The 15,100-nt window shown below is 47.9% G+C and carries 15 protein-coding genes; 8 read left to right on the top strand and 7 right to left on the bottom strand.

Translation table 11 applies throughout. From position 1 onward, the window contains the following. Position 1 precedes the first annotated feature (1 nt). From NC796_RS18060 to NC796_RS18090, 7 genes are all read left to right on the top strand, one after another. Positions 2-3,121, top strand: a complete 3,120-nt coding sequence (locus NC796_RS18060) for a PEP-utilizing enzyme (RefSeq protein ID WP_310686441.1) — start codon at positions 2-4, stop codon at positions 3,119-3,121. Next, the gene (locus tag NC796_RS18065) at positions 3,118-3,798 is read left to right on the top strand and encodes a gamma-glutamyl-gamma-aminobutyrate hydrolase family protein (protein ID WP_310686443.1); all 681 of its coding nucleotides are present in this window, start codon (positions 3,118-3,120) and stop codon (positions 3,796-3,798) included. Before NC796_RS18060 ends, NC796_RS18065 begins: the two co-directional genes overlap by 4 nt. Then, positions 3,795-4,592 carry a phosphocholine cytidylyltransferase family protein gene (locus NC796_RS18070; protein ID WP_310686445.1) on the top strand — a complete coding sequence of 266 codons (798 nt, stop codon included), beginning with the start codon at positions 3,795-3,797 and terminating at the stop codon, positions 4,590-4,592. Before NC796_RS18065 ends, NC796_RS18070 begins: the two co-directional genes overlap by 4 nt. Before the next feature lie 75 nt (positions 4,593-4,667). Next, positions 4,668-5,666, top strand: a complete 999-nt coding sequence (locus NC796_RS18075; RefSeq protein ID WP_310686447.1) for a hypothetical protein — start codon at positions 4,668-4,670, stop codon at positions 5,664-5,666. A 326-nt stretch (positions 5,667-5,992) separates the two neighbouring features. Continuing rightward, positions 5,993-6,967, top strand: coding sequence for a flagellin (locus NC796_RS18080; protein WP_310686449.1), 975 nt, complete (start codon positions 5,993-5,995; stop codon positions 6,965-6,967). A 44-nt stretch (positions 6,968-7,011) separates the two neighbouring features. After that, on the top strand, positions 7,012-7,962 hold the full coding sequence (locus tag NC796_RS18085) for a flagellin (RefSeq protein WP_310686451.1): 951 nt from the start codon (positions 7,012-7,014) through the stop codon (positions 7,960-7,962). A 729-nt stretch (positions 7,963-8,691) separates the two neighbouring features. Next, on the top strand, positions 8,692-8,901 hold the full coding sequence (locus tag NC796_RS18090) for a hypothetical protein (RefSeq protein ID WP_310686453.1): 210 nt from the start codon (positions 8,692-8,694) through the stop codon (positions 8,899-8,901). 65 nt (positions 8,902-8,966) lie between these two features. Here NC796_RS18090 and NC796_RS18095 read toward each other — a convergent pair whose 3' ends face one another. From NC796_RS18095 to NC796_RS18120, 6 genes are all read right to left on the bottom strand, one after another. Beyond that, the gene (locus NC796_RS18095; RefSeq protein ID WP_310686454.1) at positions 8,967-9,398 is read right to left on the bottom strand and encodes a DoxX family protein; all 432 of its coding nucleotides are present in this window, start codon (positions 9,396-9,398) and stop codon (positions 8,967-8,969) included. A gap of 20 nt (positions 9,399-9,418) precedes the next feature. Then, positions 9,419-10,558, bottom strand: coding sequence for a PQQ-dependent sugar dehydrogenase (locus NC796_RS18100; RefSeq protein WP_310686455.1), 1,140 nt, complete (start codon positions 10,556-10,558; stop codon positions 9,419-9,421). A gap of 155 nt (positions 10,559-10,713) precedes the next feature. Further along, positions 10,714-11,172 (bottom strand): NUDIX domain-containing protein, encoded by a 459-nt coding sequence (locus NC796_RS18105; protein WP_310686457.1) that lies wholly within the window; start codon positions 11,170-11,172, stop codon positions 10,714-10,716. A gap of 153 nt (positions 11,173-11,325) precedes the next feature. Continuing rightward, the gene (locus NC796_RS18110) at positions 11,326-12,045 is read right to left on the bottom strand and encodes an SDR family NAD(P)-dependent oxidoreductase (RefSeq protein WP_310686459.1); all 720 of its coding nucleotides are present in this window, start codon (positions 12,043-12,045) and stop codon (positions 11,326-11,328) included. After that, the gene (locus NC796_RS18115; RefSeq protein WP_310686460.1) at positions 12,042-12,959 is read right to left on the bottom strand and encodes a cobalamin-binding protein; all 918 of its coding nucleotides are present in this window, start codon (positions 12,957-12,959) and stop codon (positions 12,042-12,044) included. The genes NC796_RS18110 and NC796_RS18115 overlap by 4 nt, the downstream gene beginning before the upstream one ends. Before the next feature lie 147 nt (positions 12,960-13,106). Further along, entirely contained in the window at positions 13,107-13,736 is a 630-nt protein-coding gene (locus tag NC796_RS18120) for a YceI family protein (RefSeq protein WP_310686462.1), read from the bottom strand. Positions 13,737-14,024: 288 nt separating this feature from the next. On the opposite strand from NC796_RS18120, the gene NC796_RS18125 reads away from it, so the two are divergent. After that, complete coding sequence (locus tag NC796_RS18125; RefSeq protein WP_310686464.1) at positions 14,025-14,426, top strand: DUF4168 domain-containing protein; 402 nt, start codon at positions 14,025-14,027, stop codon at positions 14,424-14,426. A 71-nt stretch (positions 14,427-14,497) separates the two neighbouring features. Here the strand turns inward: NC796_RS18125 and NC796_RS18130 are convergent, their stop codons facing one another. Continuing rightward, positions 14,498-15,100 carry a DNA-3-methyladenine glycosylase gene (locus tag NC796_RS18130; protein ID WP_310686465.1) on the bottom strand — a complete coding sequence of 201 codons (603 nt, stop codon included), beginning with the start codon at positions 15,098-15,100 and terminating at the stop codon, positions 14,498-14,500.

The raw sequence follows: 15,100 nt of genomic DNA on the forward strand, positions 1-15,100 counted from the left end.
AATGCAGGTTTTTATCTTTGGGGCGGCGCGAACTAATAGCAAGTTGGCTACAGGGGGACAGCAGCTGGTGCTGGAAAAGCTGATCAGGGGGCAGCGGGTGCTGGACTGGACGATCAACGCCATCAACCAGGCAGGCATTACCAGCGAGCAGATCTCATTTATCGGTGGCTACAAGATTGACAAAATTATTAGCAAATATCCCGGTCTTCACTACATCGTGAATCCGCGTTGGGCTGAAACGCATGTCGTGGGATCGCTCCGCTGTGCCCTGGATTCGTGGAAAGGGGGCGACCTGCTGCTAACCTACGCCGACACTGTTTTTCGTCATACTGTATTCGATACGTTATTACAGTATAACAGCCCTGTAACGATCGGCATCGACCGGGCGTGGAGAGAGCGACTGGAACAGGAATATCTGCAGGCTGAAGCGGAGAAGGTATTGCTTGAGAATGGAAGAGTAAAAGCATTGGGGCGCCACGAAATTCCACCCGTCCAGGCCGATGCACAATTTTCCGGTCTGGTACTGCTGAAAAAAAACGTGGTCCGAAAGATCTGTGACTTGTTGGTGGATAAAAGAGATGCGGAATCACCTGTCTCAGATCAGGGAAGTTTGACCGAACTCCTTCAAATCATACGCAGGGATTGGGAAATCCCGATCATTACCCATGACCATAGCGGGAGTTGGGCAGAACTCGACACGCAAGCTGACCTGGCGCAATTTGTCTTCGGTACCAAAGCGGAAACCTTGGATCGGATTCAGCCCCTGGTCACAAAAGCTGAAATCTGCGAGCAGGTTCACTTCCCACTGAAGCATTGGGAGCAAGATCATTCGTCGGTGTTAAATCGGATTCAAGCTCATTTTCCCAAAGAGGAGCTTATCATCCGTAGTAGCTCGCTTGAGGAGGATTCCTGGGAGTCCTCGCAGGCGGGGGCATTCCTGAGCGTGGCGGGTATTGAGTCGGAAGATAACATTGCACTGGAAGAGGGGATCGATCAAGTGATAACGGGGTTCAGGCAAAATGGTTCGGGCTGCTATGATCCCAATAACCAAGTGTTGGTTCAGCCGTTTATCAGTGACGTAGCGATGAGTGGAGTCGCCTTTTCAAAACACCTGGAAAACGGTACCCCGTATTACCTGGTAAATTATGATGATGTTTCCCGGCGGACCGATACGGTAACCTCCGGGACTTCCCCGAATTCGAAATCGGTTACAATCTACAAGAAAGCGGAATCTCCGCCAGAAGATCAACGCATCGCACGGGTGATCGAAGCTGTCAAAGAGTTGGAGACTATCACCGGTTACCAGTCGCTGGATATTGAATTTGTACTTACCGAAACCGGTGAGCTGTACATCGTGCAGGTGCGGCCGATAACAACCCACAACGGAATTCCGGGTTACCCTGATTTCCATCAGCGAATAGAACGGGCGAAGCAGAAGGTGGCGTCACGGCTTAAACCGATTCCGCACATTTTTGGAGACCGCACAGTACTGGCCGACATGCCTGACTGGAATCCTGCTGAGATGATCGGGGTGCGGCCGAAACCACTGACTGTTTCCCTTTATCAATACCTGATTACGGACTCCACGTGGCGAATTGCCCGCAGCAGGATGGGATACAACAACCCGTCCCCGGAAAAATTGATGTACTGCATCGGGGGGCACCCGTATATCGATGTGCGAAACAGTTTTAATAACTTGATTCCCGGGGGCCTGGGTAATTCGCTGTCAGAAAAGTTGGTAAATCATTACATCGAGCGCCTGAAGGAGCAGCCGCAGCTTCATGACAAAATTGAGTTTGAGATTGCCATCACCTGCTATTCGCCTGATATCGACGAGCATCTCAAGCGTCTGCCGGGCGATCAGTTTGATTCGGAGGAGATCGTGCAGCTGAAGGATATATTGAGGAAACTTACCGAAGATGCGATCACCGGCAACAGCTTGTCGGTTGAGGAGCTGGTGGGCCGGACGGAATCGTTGAATCCGAGGCGCGAGGCGCTGCTGGATACCGATTACGAGATATCAGAAATTCCGAGCCTGGTCAATACTTTGCTGGATGACTGCATTGAGCGGGGGACGATCCCGTTCTCCATCCTGGCGCGTTACGGATTTATCGCCTCGTCGATGTTGCGTGGACTTGTAAGGTGTGGAGCTATTAGCAACAAACAGCATCACAAGTTCTTGAACTCTATAGAAACCGTGGCGGGGAACCTTGTGGAGACGATGGACCAGGTACTTGCGGGGCGATATCCCAAAGAAAAGTTTCTGCAGGAATTCGGCCACCTGCGACCGGGGACCTACGACATCACCTCCTATAGCTACGCCGAAAAGCCCGGACAGTATTTCCCGGATTGTGATGTAAGGGACAGGGCTGACTTTGAAGATCAGAGTGCAGAGACAGGAGATTCCGAACCATTTCGTTTTGGTGATGAAATGCTGAACGCAATCCAGGATGAAATTAAACAGATGGGAATGGATTTCAGTGCACGAGAGCTGCTCAATTTTATTGAAAAAGCAACAGCAACACGTGAATATGCAAAATTCCAGTTTACAAAGAATCTGAGCAAAGCCCTCAATCTGCTGGCGGAATGGGGAGAAGCGCAGGGTTTTAGCCGGGAAGACCTCTCCTATATGTTTATTAAGGATATTTTACGGTTGGATACATTCAGTATTGGTCAGTCAGCAACATTGTATATGAAGCAAAAAATACAGGAGGGAAAACGCTGGCACAAAGAATCCAATAAAATAGAGACGCCTCAAATTATAGCATCACCCCGGGACCTTGATATTATTGAACACAATGTGGCTGAACCTAACTATGTCACAAATAAGTCGATGACTGCGCCGATCTGCAGGCTTTCCAAAATTGCTGATAAGCAAGAGCTGGAAGGCAAAATTGTACTGACAGAAGGAGCTGATCCGGGATACGACTGGATTTTCCTTCACCCGATTAAGGGATTAATAACGAAATACGGTGGGGCGGCCTCGCATATGACGATTCGTTGCGCAGAATTTGGGTTGCCGGCGGCCATCGGGTGTGGGGAGCACTGGTTTGAACGCCTAAACGAGGCTTCGAATGTAGAGCTCAACTGCTCCAACAAACAGATAAAGGTGCTTGGATGAGTGAACTGAAAAGAATCGGTATTACCCAGCGGGTAGTGTACATGGAACAGATCGATGAACGGCGGGATGCGCTCGACCAGCGCTGGCATGATTTTGCCGGCGTTGTGGGGCTGCAGCTGGTCCCGATCCCCAATAACATCCCGGACAGTGCCCGCTATGCCGAATCGATGGAGCTCGAGGGGCTGATTTTTTCCGGTGGCAATAACATCGGTATCAACGGGGGAACATACTTGAAAGACAAAAATTTGCAAGAACATGACGTGGCGCTTGCGCGTGATCGAACAGAAAGCAACTTATTGAAATGGGCTATGAGCAGGAATAAGCCGCTTATCGGGGTGTGCCGGGGACTCCAGTTTATAAACGCATTTTTCGGTGGCAATCAATCCAGGATTGACGCCGATACTCATGTGGCGAAAGAGCATATGGTTCAGTCTCGAAGTGCAGAATGGGAAGCAATTTATGGTGAGTCGTTCCAGGTCAACTCTTATCACAGGTGGGGAATACCGGTGGATATGGTTGGGCGGAGTTTAACAATAACAGCGGTTTTTGATAACCATGTGGAAGCCGTTCAGCATGCAGGCTATGCCCTCTATGGCATGATGTGGCACCCCGAGCGTTACCAGAAATTCAGAAACAGTGATATCAATTTTTATAAAGAAAAACTAGGGGTACTATGAGCAATGATTACACTGCAATTATTTTGGCAGCAGGAAAAGGAACGCGGTTGCGCCCGTTGACCAATCGTATCCCCAAATGTATGATTCCGGTGGACGGGAAGCCGATGCTGGAATGGCAATTGGAGGTGTTGGTCGAATCTGGTATTGAGAATATTATTGTGGTAACCGGCTATCTTGAGGATAAAATTGATGACCTCAGGATTACCAAGGTTCATAATTCTGTTTACGATTCCACAAATATGGTGCATAGCCTGTTTTGTGCGGAAAAGTACCTTGAGGGGAAAGTTATCGTTTCATACGGGGATATCATTTACTCGAAACGGGTTCTGCAGAAACTGATGGATAATGAGCAGGATATGGTGGTTGCATCGGATATGCAGTGGCTTCCCTACTGGCAAAAAAGATGCAGTGATCCACTTTCAGATGCAGAAACTTTTGAGACTGGTCCCTGGCAGACCGTATTGTCCCTGGGAGGGGAGCCCAACGCAACCGAAGAGATCGACGGCCAATATATTGGTTTGACGAAGCTTTCAGACAGAGGATGCCGGTTGGTGAAAGAAGCTTATCACAACTGCCGGGATCACTCAAAAAGGGCAGATGATGCCTGGGGGAGTGGGCGCGATCTAAGAAACGCCTATATGACCGACCTGTTAAATCATTTTGCCCGCACACGAGAGCTGTTTTATACGCCGATCCAGCGCGGATGGTTTGAGGTGGACACTCCAATGGACCTCGACATTGCCTACCGGCAGATACGAGACAGCAAAAAAAGAGTGGATATGAGCTATTCTTAAACTCCGGTGTCGATCAAAGGGATCTATCCAGGCGTACTGAATATTTGAAGAACATTATCCTGAAATACCAGAAATATGAAAAAATTACATTTGCACATCGGTTCCGGGAAGACCGGTACCACCTCTATACAGGAAATATTTTTTGCCAATAATAAAAAACTAAATGCGCAGGGGTTTAACTATCCCGGCCAGAGCTCTGAACAGCATATGCTCTATTTTGCCTCAAAAGCACCGCAGGAGCACTGGGCCCGAACGTATAAAGGGATCGAAAGGGATAAGCTGCAGCAGGCGGTCAACCGCTTTTTTGAAATAATGACCCGTGATTTTCAAACCGATCATCAGCATATCATTTCCACGGAGTATCTATTTATTAATGAGAAAGAGTATGTAGGGAATATTGTTGAATTCCTAAATGAGTATTTTACCGACGTTAAAGTCTACCTGTTTGTGCGAGAGCCGGTAGGCTTCTACCGGTCGCATCAGCAGCAGATATTAAAAGCGCGATCATTTATTGCTTCTCCCTATACATACAAATATGATTTTCGTGGGGTGATTGAGGCCTGGAGTGATTTTTTTGATGTAGAGGTCATCAAGTATAGTAAGCAGAAAAATTCCTGCGAGGAGCTGTGCCGAAGGATCGGGATTGATTTTGCTCCATTGAGCCAAGGTACCAAAAGAACAAAGGCATCGGTTTCTATTGAGCAGATGGCACTGCTGGAAAAGATACAACAGAACTTCTACACGCACATTGATGACCAGCTGAATGGGAAGCTTCATCTTAAAATTATTCCCCGGATCCAGGCCGGATTTACTTCCAAGCCAAAACTTAAAGAATGGGTTCGATCGGTGGTATATGAAAATCACCGCAAAGATCTCGAATGGCTCAAAGAGGAGTACGGTATCGAATTCCCGGTAAATAGTGTTCAAGAGAGCACTGAGTCGGCTCCAGCTTTTCAAAACGGCAAGGCCACGGTGCGCGATATCTACCAGGTTCAAAATGAAGAGACGGTTCAGCGGTATGAGGCAATGGTCGTTGATTCCCTTCTGAAAAAACTGCTTGAGAAAACGTCGTAGGTTTTAAAGGTCCAAAAGTCGAAGGTCGGAAGGTCTAAAGTAGAAAGGTTAGAAGTTGAAGGTTTGGGGTTCGGGGGGGCAATAATTATAGCAGGAGAAGCTCTACACAAAGAAAGCTTTGCGGTCCTCTGTGCCTTCTTTGCGAACCTCTGCGGTTAACCCCTGAATCAAATATTACTCTAAATCGCGTTCTACCTGTATTCCGGGTCGAAAAGATGCAAGGAATTAATTTGAGAAAAAAATTTAAGATCGGGTCTGAGCCTACGATAATAGCCGTGTCAAGCAGGTAGAACACGATATATTTTTAAGTAAAACGGAGAAATATTATGCCAAGTTTTGGAGATTTAAACAGAGTAAATACAAACATTCAGTCGCTGGATTCCCAGTTTTCACTGAATCGCATTAACAGTGATATTGCCGAGAACCAGCTGAAGATGTCAACCGGTAAGCGGATCAACCGCGCGGAGGATGACTCGGCCGGCTACTCAATTGCCACGAAACTGCGCAGCCGTGTCGGAGGGCTGAACCAGGCGATGCAAAACGTCGGGGATGCCAAGTCGGTGCTCGATATTGCCGAGGCCAGCTACAGCACGGTCATGGACAGCCTCGTCGAGATGAAGAGTCTGGCCACGCAGGCAGCCAACGACAGTTTGGGCGACACCGAGCGCGATTTCATTGGCGACCAGATTGAAGCACTTGGAAAAGATATTAATGAAGTATCCAACCAGACCGTATACCAGGATTATGAGCTGTTGAACGGTTCACAAAACTCAAACGGTACGGGTACAAATTCAGGATCGCTTAGCCTCGAGTTCCAGGTAGGGGAACGCAAGTCTGACACCATCAGCACCGATGTGAACGCAGTGAACGTTGGAGAGCTGTTTGCAAGCGGCGGCGATCAGGATCTCGGCGCCACAACAACCAATGGTGGTGCGCAGGCCGGTGGAACTGCTATCCAGGCTTCCCAGGCAACAGCCGGTTCTCAGGGTGCCCTTACTTTTGATGATGGTGCTTCCTCATCTGACTACCGTGAGTTTATCAGCGCGGTTGACTCTGCGATCAATACCATGTCAGAGAATGTGAACAGTATCGGTATTACGCAGTCGTCACTGTCGGTGCGAGAAGAAACACTCTCACAGTCAATAAGTGCTAACGAGTCTGCAAAGAGTCGAATCATGGATACCGACTTTGCCAAGGCACAAAGTGAATCGGTGCGTCTGCAAATCTTGCAGCAGACGGCAACTTCTGCGTTAGCCCAAGCCAATAACGGTCCACAGTCCGTCCTTGGATTCATCGGATAGTTCCGGGCTAGTCCTTAAAGAATAACATCTAACGGAGTAATATTATGCCAAGTTTTGGAGATTTAAACAGAGTAAATACAAACATTCAGTCGCTGGATTCCCAGTATTCACTGAATCGTATTAACAGTGATATTGCCGAGAACCAGCTGAAGATGTCAACCGGTAAGCGGATCAACCGCGCGGAGGATGATTCGGCCGGCTACTCGATTGCCACGAAGCTGCGCAGCCGTGTCGGCGGGCTGAACCAGGCGATGCAAAACGTCGGGGATGCCAAGTCGGTGCTCGATATTGCCGAGGCCAGCTACAGCACGGTCATGGACAGCCTTGTCGAGATGAAGAGCCTGGCCACGCAGGCAGCCAACGACAGTTTGGGCGACACCGAGCGTGGGTTCATCGGCGACCAAATTGAAGCCCTCGGTGATGATATCAACGAGGTAGCCAACCAGACCGTATATCAAGACTATGAACTGTTGAACGGTGAGGAAACCGGAATGACAGGTTCACTCAGTCTTGAGTTCCAGGTGGGTGAACGAAAGTCTGATACTATTACAACCAGTATCAATGCTGTCAATGTTGGTGAACTGTTTAACCAGGGCGGCGGCGCTACGGCAAACCTGGGAGCCACAGGCTCAACTACTGCCATCCAGGCTGATTCAGCTTCTACAAGCGGTTCTGGTCAGGGTGGACTTACCTTCGCTTCTACAGCCACTTCCGCCGACTACCGTGAGTTTATTAGCGCGGTCGACTCAGCAATTAATACGATGTCCGAAAATGTCAATGACATTGGTATTACGCAGTCATCACTGTCGGTGCGTGAAGAAACGCTTTCGCAGTCGATCAGTGCCAATGAGGCGGCAAAAAGTCGAATTATGGATACCGACTTTGCGAAGGCACAGAGTGAATCGGTGCGTCTGCAAATCTTGCAGCAGACGGCAACATCATCGTTGGCCCAGGCCAATAATGGTCCACAATCCGTACTCGGATTCATTGGGTAGCTTCGGTTCCAACGAACAATCTAAAATCCATGCTGCCTTCATCGGCAGTATGGATTTTTTGTTTTAACCTTACTTGGAGCACATCCTGTCTCGCGAGATGTTTCAATTTTGCATGTTGATTATTAGTTCTCAGGGAATCTGGCACTAGCGGAATTTACATACCAACACAGGTTCAATGATGAGTGGTTAGTAGAAGACAGTCAGTGTATCGATCGGTTGATACCAATTCAATCGATCGGTTGACTTATCATCAATCGACTGGTTGCTCTTCCATCAATCGTTCGATTGACACACCATCAGTCGTACGGTTGATACACCATAAACCGATCGGTTTATTTACCATCAATCGTACGGTTGACGCAGCACCAACCGAGCGATTGACTCTTTGTCAGTCGTACGGTTAACTCTGTACCAGTCGATCGGCTGACTTAACATCAATCGACCGATAGGCATTTGGTTTCTAATTGTATATCGAGTCTTAATTGTAAGGGCACGGTGCACCGTGCCCCAACAGCTGGCTTATTTTTAGCTTGAGTTGGACACAACAAATTGTTCAAATAGTAGCTGCCATTGACAGGACACATTTTGAGATACCTTGTAGCTCACGTTGAGGTAGGTTTGGGAATTTCTTTACGAGGGTTTTTTCAGCCTCCGGCGGATGGTTACCATTTTGCAATTTGCTCCCTATTGCCGGATAAACTAACGCATTGAGCGGTTCTATTGTGAATTATGGATTCATACCTGAACCACTACCCTTCCAGCAGCCCAAACCCGGTCGATGACCGGCATTTATCAGCATTCCGGGAACCTGACGACTACTCCCCCATTGCTCGCTTCCGTTCGCTCTGCGGCGGAAGTCCCTCTGACGCTCCGCGTCTCTGTCGCACCATAGGTAATACTGTCCCAACAGGTCCCAACGCAGAGCATAGAGTCGGTTAGTAATAAGAAATCTTATATCGAGCTGACGTTATTTTAGCCCTCTTAGATTATTAGAAGGGAAGAGGTTAAAACAGCCGCCGTCTTCTTTCACCCCGGAGCCTGAGACTATACTTGCCCGGTCCGATAAAGATCATACAAAAGAATACGAGCGCCATTTCCATGGGGTGGGCAATTTCAGGGTAGCCTGCGCCCTCCCCAATTTTAGATGCCGTGGCAACCAACATTGTAATGGTAAGCAGGATTAAAACCGGGCGATAAAATATGCCAAGTGCCATAAAAATGCCGCCGAATAACTCAGTGATACCTGCAATAAACCCGAAAAACATGGGGGCTTCGTCAATCCCGATAAATTGCATGGCCGCCCCATAAGTGGCCCACGCTTCAGGTCCGCCAATGACTTTTGGAATTCCATGCATTATAAAGGCAACGCCTAGCCCAATACGTAGCATAAGGATGCCGATATTGCGATATTTTCCAGACCGTCGGGATCTCATCATAGGTGTGACTAATAAAAGTGTCAGTTACTGTTGTATGTTAAGCGATAAATAGTGCCGCTTTGATCATCTGAAATCAGCATGGAGCCATCGCTAAGTTGCAGCAGTGCCACCGGCCGTCCCCAAACCGATTCATCTTCACGCAGCCAGCCTTCAATGAATGGTTCGTATGACACCGGGTTCCCGTTCTCCAGGCGTACGAGGGTAATTCTATAGCCTATTTTTTTGCTTCGGTTCCAACTGCCGTGTTCCGCTATAAAAATCTGGTTGTGATATTCTTCCGGAAACATGCTGCCGGTATAAAACCTGACGCCAAGGGGAGCTACATGCGGTCCCAAAAGCTGGGCCGGTGTCTTGAAATCCCGGTCCATTGAACGACCCTTTTCGCCAAATTCAGGATCCCAGATGTCATTTCCATGCAGGTAGGGATACCCAAAATGTTGTCCAAGTTGCGTAAGATGATTAAGCTCGCCGGGTGGTTGATCATCGCCCATCCAGTCGCGGTTGTTGTCGGTAAACCAGAGATCGTTTGTCTCCGGGTGCCAGGTAAAGCCCACCGTATTTCGCACGCCGTGGGCTACAATTTCGCGCCCGGAGCCATCCGGGTTAATTCGGGTGATGCTGGCAAAGATCTCATTCTCCGACTCGCAGATATTACACGGCGCACCCACCGGCACGTATAGCTTGCCACCGGGACCAAAATCGATATACTTCCACCCGTGATGGCCTTCCGTGGGATAGCTGTCATTAACGACAACAGGCTCGGGCGGATTTTCCAGGTTCCGTTCGATATTGTCGTAACGCAGGATGCGGCTTACTTCTGCGACATAAAGCGCCCCATCCCGGAAAGCAACTCCATTGGGCATCGCCAATCCCTCGGCAATGGTTATTACACGATCAGCTTTGAAATCATTATTCTCATCGGTGACGGCATAAACATTTCCCGCCTGTCGGGTCCCCACAAAAAGAACCCCACTTGGGCTCATGGTCATAGACCGGGCGTTGGGTACATCCGCGGCATAAATCGAGATGTTGAACCCCTCCGGCATGGTAAGTTCATCAAGCGATTGGCTTACATCTGTTGAAGATGAACCACAGGAGATGAAAACCAGCGAAAAAAAGTATAGCAATAATAACCGGAAATAACCGGGTAAGTTAGTCAACTGTCGTGTCATGAAGTTTAATTAAAAAACTAATCCTTAATCTAAATGTAGTAGTTGCAAGTATGTATATAAAACGGTGTGCATTTTTTAACAAAAAATAAAGGAGTGTAGTATCGCTGTCATCAGGTGGCGGTACATGGGTTATCTATGCCGGGCTAGTTCAGTTTTTCCCGGAGGCGTTCAATAAAAGCTTTTTGGGCTGAATTAATTTTTTTTAGGGCTTGGTCGACCTCGAAAAACTCAGCCCGGTCTACTTCGGGGAATTGTTGCCTGTTGCCGGTGTTCGGCGGCCATTCTATCTCGAAGCTATTACTCTGAATTTGATAATCATCCGGGAGAGCCGATTCAACTGCCCAGGCATACACCACCTTACCTCCCTTTTGTTTAATGGAACCGAGTTCAATAAAGTCACCTTCAGGTATAAAGGCGATCTCCTCTTCAAACTCACGTAGTGCTGCAGGTAGTTTCTCTTCCTCTTCTTCAATGACACCTTTGGGAATCGACCAGGCACCTTCATCTTTGTTTTTCCAGTAGGGTCCTCCTGGGTGTACCAGGTAAAACTTTAAGTCGGGGTCAAACTTAAACAGCAGTATTCCGGCACTGATCTGTGGCATAACTGGCCTGAAAATTGGTTGAATTACTATATGTTTTTAAGTAGGGAGATAGATCTTTATTGTCTCCTGAAGAGTCAAAAGCTATAGCTGGAATATTTAGCGAACAGCCATTTAAATAATGGACTTTAGACATTTAGATCTTTGACTCTAATCCTACAAGCGATCTAAAATCCAGTTGGGTGTCAGTTTCATTAACCAGGCAACAAGCCGCCAGCGCCGGGTGATGTACGCGTGGTTTTTCTTCTTTTCAATAGCATTTGCTAACTGGCGAGCGGCTTTTTGGGGGGCGGCCACCCAGAACAGGCCGCTCAAACCGTGAGTCATATCGGATTTCACAAATCCAGGTTTAATATCAGTTACAATGATATTGGCCTTTGCATGGTTGGCTTTCTGCCGATACCCCTGCAGGTAGGTGGAGACAAACGATTTTGAGGCATTATATACCGCGGAGAGTCCATGTCCGAAAAGGCTGGCGATAGATGAGATGCCGACGATATGTCCTCTCCCACGCTTTTTGAAATAAGAAAAGCTATAATTCGCGAGCGAGCAAAATCCCGCTACATTGACCTCAATAACATATTTTTCGGTTTCCCAACCACTTTTCCCCTGGTAATTGGAAACGCCCGCATTCAGCACAATGATGTCCATCCCCTCCATCTGTTCGATCAGGGATTGAAGTTTTTGCCGGCTTTCCTCCAGCTTGGCGATATCCATCTGCTGAATATGTATGCGGTGGTGGAGTTCATCCTCCAGCTCCAGCAACTTCTCCATTCGCCGCCCGGTAGCTCCCACAATATATCCTCGTTTGTGAAGTTCTACAGCCAGTGCCCGCCCGATCCCGGACGTGGCTCCTATGATGACTACTTTTTTCATATCGAAGAATGGTTAACCCAACCTGTATTGCGATGTTTAGGCTCGAAGATACCGGGATGAAAAATCTCCGCCAGAATTTCTGCTGACTCTACCAATCGCGGGCCGGGCCGGTGAAAATAGTGATGCCCCTCCATCAGAAATACCCGCCCGTTTTTAACTGCTTGTAGCTCATTCCACTCATCTTTTGAGGTTAACTCCTGCATCTCGTTTTCTGTCTGGCTTATTGAATATCCACAGGGTGAAACGAGCAGGATATCGGGATCTTCGGCCAGAACCTGCTCCCACCCGATCCAGGGAGAAGGATCCCCGGGTGTGCCAAGTTTGAAATTTCCTCCCGCAATATTTACCAACTCGGGAAACCAGTTGCCCGCCGACATCAACGGATCGATCCACTCTATGCAGGCCACCTCGGGTGAGGGGAGGTTTGCAGCTTTGCCCTGGATATTATTCCATTTCATAATCATCCCTTTTATGAGCTGGGTACCTTCTTCTTCACGATCGACAGCTTCTGCAATTTTCTGAATAGAAAGCAGCACTTCATCAAGATTGCTGGGGGAAACGGAGAGGATATCAATATCCTGATCCAGCGTTTCCTGCACTGCACGTTTTACATCGGTGTAAGAAGCAGCACATACTTCACAGTGATCCTGTGTCAGAATAAGGTCCGGCTCCAGGGATACCAGTAGTTCCGCATCCACGCGATACACCGAAAGGCCTTCTTGCACCAGCGATTTCACTTGCTGATCGATCTCGTAGCTGGTTCCGTCGCCCTTATATTTTGGAGCTGTACAGGCTGGTAGTTCCTGCACAGAGGACGGGAAATCGCACTCATGGGAGCGGCCCACGAGATGAGATTCCATTTCGAGCGCGCAAATGATTTCAGTAATACTTGGCAACAACGATACGATGCGCATGAGCAGGATTTAGGTTTGTTTTTCCTAAGATTGGAATCCTGGTTCAATAAATCTAGCCTTTTTGTGAGAAGGGAGAAGGCTGCGCTACATAAAAAAGGTGGCCCGTTTTGTGACGAACCACCCTGAATTTGAGAAGTGAAATAGTAATTATTTGGATGAGCCGCTGACGGTGTTCAGCTCAAAAGTGCCGGTGATGCCGACTTCTCCGCCTACAACCGCTGTCGCCACCCAGTCGCCGGTCCCAACGTTATAGTCGTTTCGGTTGATGGTTTTCGTAAACTTAATGCCGGCTAGTCGTGTATTTTCCCGCATGGGATGGTCGCGCACACCGAGGAGTGTAAACGGCAGTTCAATTTCTTTGCTCACATCCTTGATTGTGAGAGTACCGACGGCAGCAAATTTATTTTCGCCGTCTTTTTTCACTATTTCATCGCTACTAAAGGTAATAGTAGGATATTCTTTCGCATTAAAGAAGTCGGGAGACTGTAGGTGCCCATCCCGTTTTTCGTTGTCAGTGTCGATACTGCTAACCTGGATTTCAACATCCACGCTGCTTTCTCCCAGGTTATTGGGATCAAAGTAAATTTCCGAGTTGTAATCAGTGAACTGCCCGGTTACCGGTGTAAAAAAGTGCGTGACTTCGAAAGAGAGCTTGCTATGGGCTTTATCGATTTTCCATTCTGTGGCAGCCATGTTGGATATCGGGGTGAAAGCACCACTGACCAAGAAGAATGCAATAGCTAAAAAACTACTGGTTACAGATTTGAATGATTTCATAGAGTAATTTGAAGGTTTGATTAGGGATTTAGTTTTTAACCTGCCTAAGTAAATGCTCAAAGATGAGAAATAGTTTCCTTTAATGTTAAATTAATTTTAAGATATTTCTCGATTGCCAATGGAACTTGTGCTGTTTTAGATCGGTAGAAATAATCTTTACCTTAACATCATATTTTTCAATCACTAATCAGCGGAATCAATACCAATATGAATTTTATCAGAAAAAGTTTTTCCCTTTGTTTAATGTTATTCATTACGGCTTCTGTAGCTTATGCGCAAGGAGGCCAAATGATGCAACCCCCAAAACCGGCAACGCCAGACAGCGTTTCTGACCAAGAGCTTCAAAAGTTTGCAAATGTAACTGACTCTGCTCAATCCATACAAAAAGAGGTGCAATCACAAGTGCAAACCCTCGTAGAAGAGGAAGGCATGGAGTTCGCGAGATTTCAAAAACTAATGCAGAGCCAACGGAACCCGCAGTCCAGTGTGCAGCCTTCAGCTGAAGAGCAGAAAAAAATTAAGGCAATTCAGCCACAGCTAATGAAAATCAACAGGAGTGCACAGCAGCAGTTTGTGCAGCTGATCCAGGATGAGGGCTTGACACCACAGCGGTTTCAGCAAATCATGCAGGGCGTTCGTCAACACCAGGAGTTACAGCAGCGTCTGCAGTCTGTACAGAGCGACAGCTGATAACTGCGTTACCTTTTTAGTATTAAAGCCCGTCCGTTGTGGACGGGCTTTTTCTTTTGCAGACAATAAAATTACTTGCTCACCCATAGGTGATCTTTTATTGAAAAGCGCCAGGGCCGCCTGGCATGCTCCCCCGCATAGTCAACCCCGATGCGAAGAGTGGCTTCAATTTTGCCATTATTTTCTGAACCGCGATCTTCAATCCAAATCTGGTCACCGGTCAGGTTTGTACCGTAGTTGTCCGTGGAAATCCCCAGGGCCTGGGTCAACCGACCCGGTCCAGCAGCTACAGCCGGGGTAAGCTCTTCAGCATTTCTTCTCTGGAGTATCGTTGTGATGCCATCAAGGGGTTTGATAGCCCGGATCAGAACAGCATCAGCCTGACCCTCCACGTTGCTCACAACATTAAACAGGTGGTGAATGCCGTAACAGAGATATACATACGCGATTCCGCCGCGGTGGTACATCACTTCTGTGCGCTCGGTGCGGGTGCCGTTGTTGGCGTGGCAGGCTTTATCGTTTCGGCCTGAATAGGCCTCCGTCTCTACAATGAGGCCGGACGTGAGTGGATGTCCATGTAGACGTGTACACAGCACTTTCCCGACCAGGTTGCGGGCTACTTCCTTCACATCGGGATTTAGATAAAATGATTCAGGTAGTTTTGCCGAATGCAT

Origin of the sequence: Aliifodinibius sp. S!AR15-10, assembly GCF_031569985.1 — a bacterium.
GTDB lineage: Bacteria > Bacteroidota > Rhodothermia > Balneolales > Balneolaceae > JAMQKA01.

Excerpts from the sequence above, each read along its gene's own strand:
- NC796_RS18080 (WP_310686449.1), top strand. The coding sequence starts at position 5,993 with ATGCCAAGTTTTGGAGATTTAAACAGAGTAAATACAAACATTCAGTCG.
- NC796_RS18105 (WP_310686457.1), bottom strand. The coding sequence starts at position 11,172 with ATGCCACAGATCAGTGCCGGAATACTGCTGTTTAAGTTTGACCCCGAC.
- NC796_RS18070 (WP_310686445.1), top strand. The coding sequence starts at position 3,795 with ATGAGCAATGATTACACTGCAATTATTTTGGCAGCAGGAAAAGGAACG.
- NC796_RS18130 (WP_310686465.1), bottom strand. The coding sequence starts at position 15,100 with ATGCATTCGGCAAAACTACCTGAATCATTTTATCTAAATCCCGATGTG.
- NC796_RS18120 (WP_310686462.1), bottom strand. The coding sequence starts at position 13,736 with ATGAAATCATTCAAATCTGTAACCAGTAGTTTTTTAGCTATTGCATTC.
- NC796_RS18115 (WP_310686460.1), bottom strand. The coding sequence starts at position 12,959 with ATGCGCATCGTATCGTTGTTGCCAAGTATTACTGAAATCATTTGCGCG.
- NC796_RS18095 (WP_310686454.1), bottom strand. The coding sequence starts at position 9,398 with ATGATGAGATCCCGACGGTCTGGAAAATATCGCAATATCGGCATCCTT.
- NC796_RS18110 (WP_310686459.1), bottom strand. The coding sequence starts at position 12,045 with ATGAAAAAAGTAGTCATCATAGGAGCCACGTCCGGGATCGGGCGGGCA.
- NC796_RS18060 (WP_310686441.1), top strand. The coding sequence starts at position 2 with ATGCAGGTTTTTATCTTTGGGGCGGCGCGAACTAATAGCAAGTTGGCT.
- NC796_RS18125 (WP_310686464.1), top strand. The coding sequence starts at position 14,025 with ATGATGCAACCCCCAAAACCGGCAACGCCAGACAGCGTTTCTGACCAA.
- NC796_RS18065 (WP_310686443.1), top strand. The coding sequence starts at position 3,118 with ATGAGTGAACTGAAAAGAATCGGTATTACCCAGCGGGTAGTGTACATG.
- NC796_RS18085 (WP_310686451.1), top strand. The coding sequence starts at position 7,012 with ATGCCAAGTTTTGGAGATTTAAACAGAGTAAATACAAACATTCAGTCG.
- NC796_RS18090 (WP_310686453.1), top strand. The coding sequence starts at position 8,692 with ATGGATTCATACCTGAACCACTACCCTTCCAGCAGCCCAAACCCGGTC.
- NC796_RS18075 (WP_310686447.1), top strand. The coding sequence starts at position 4,668 with ATGAAAAAATTACATTTGCACATCGGTTCCGGGAAGACCGGTACCACC.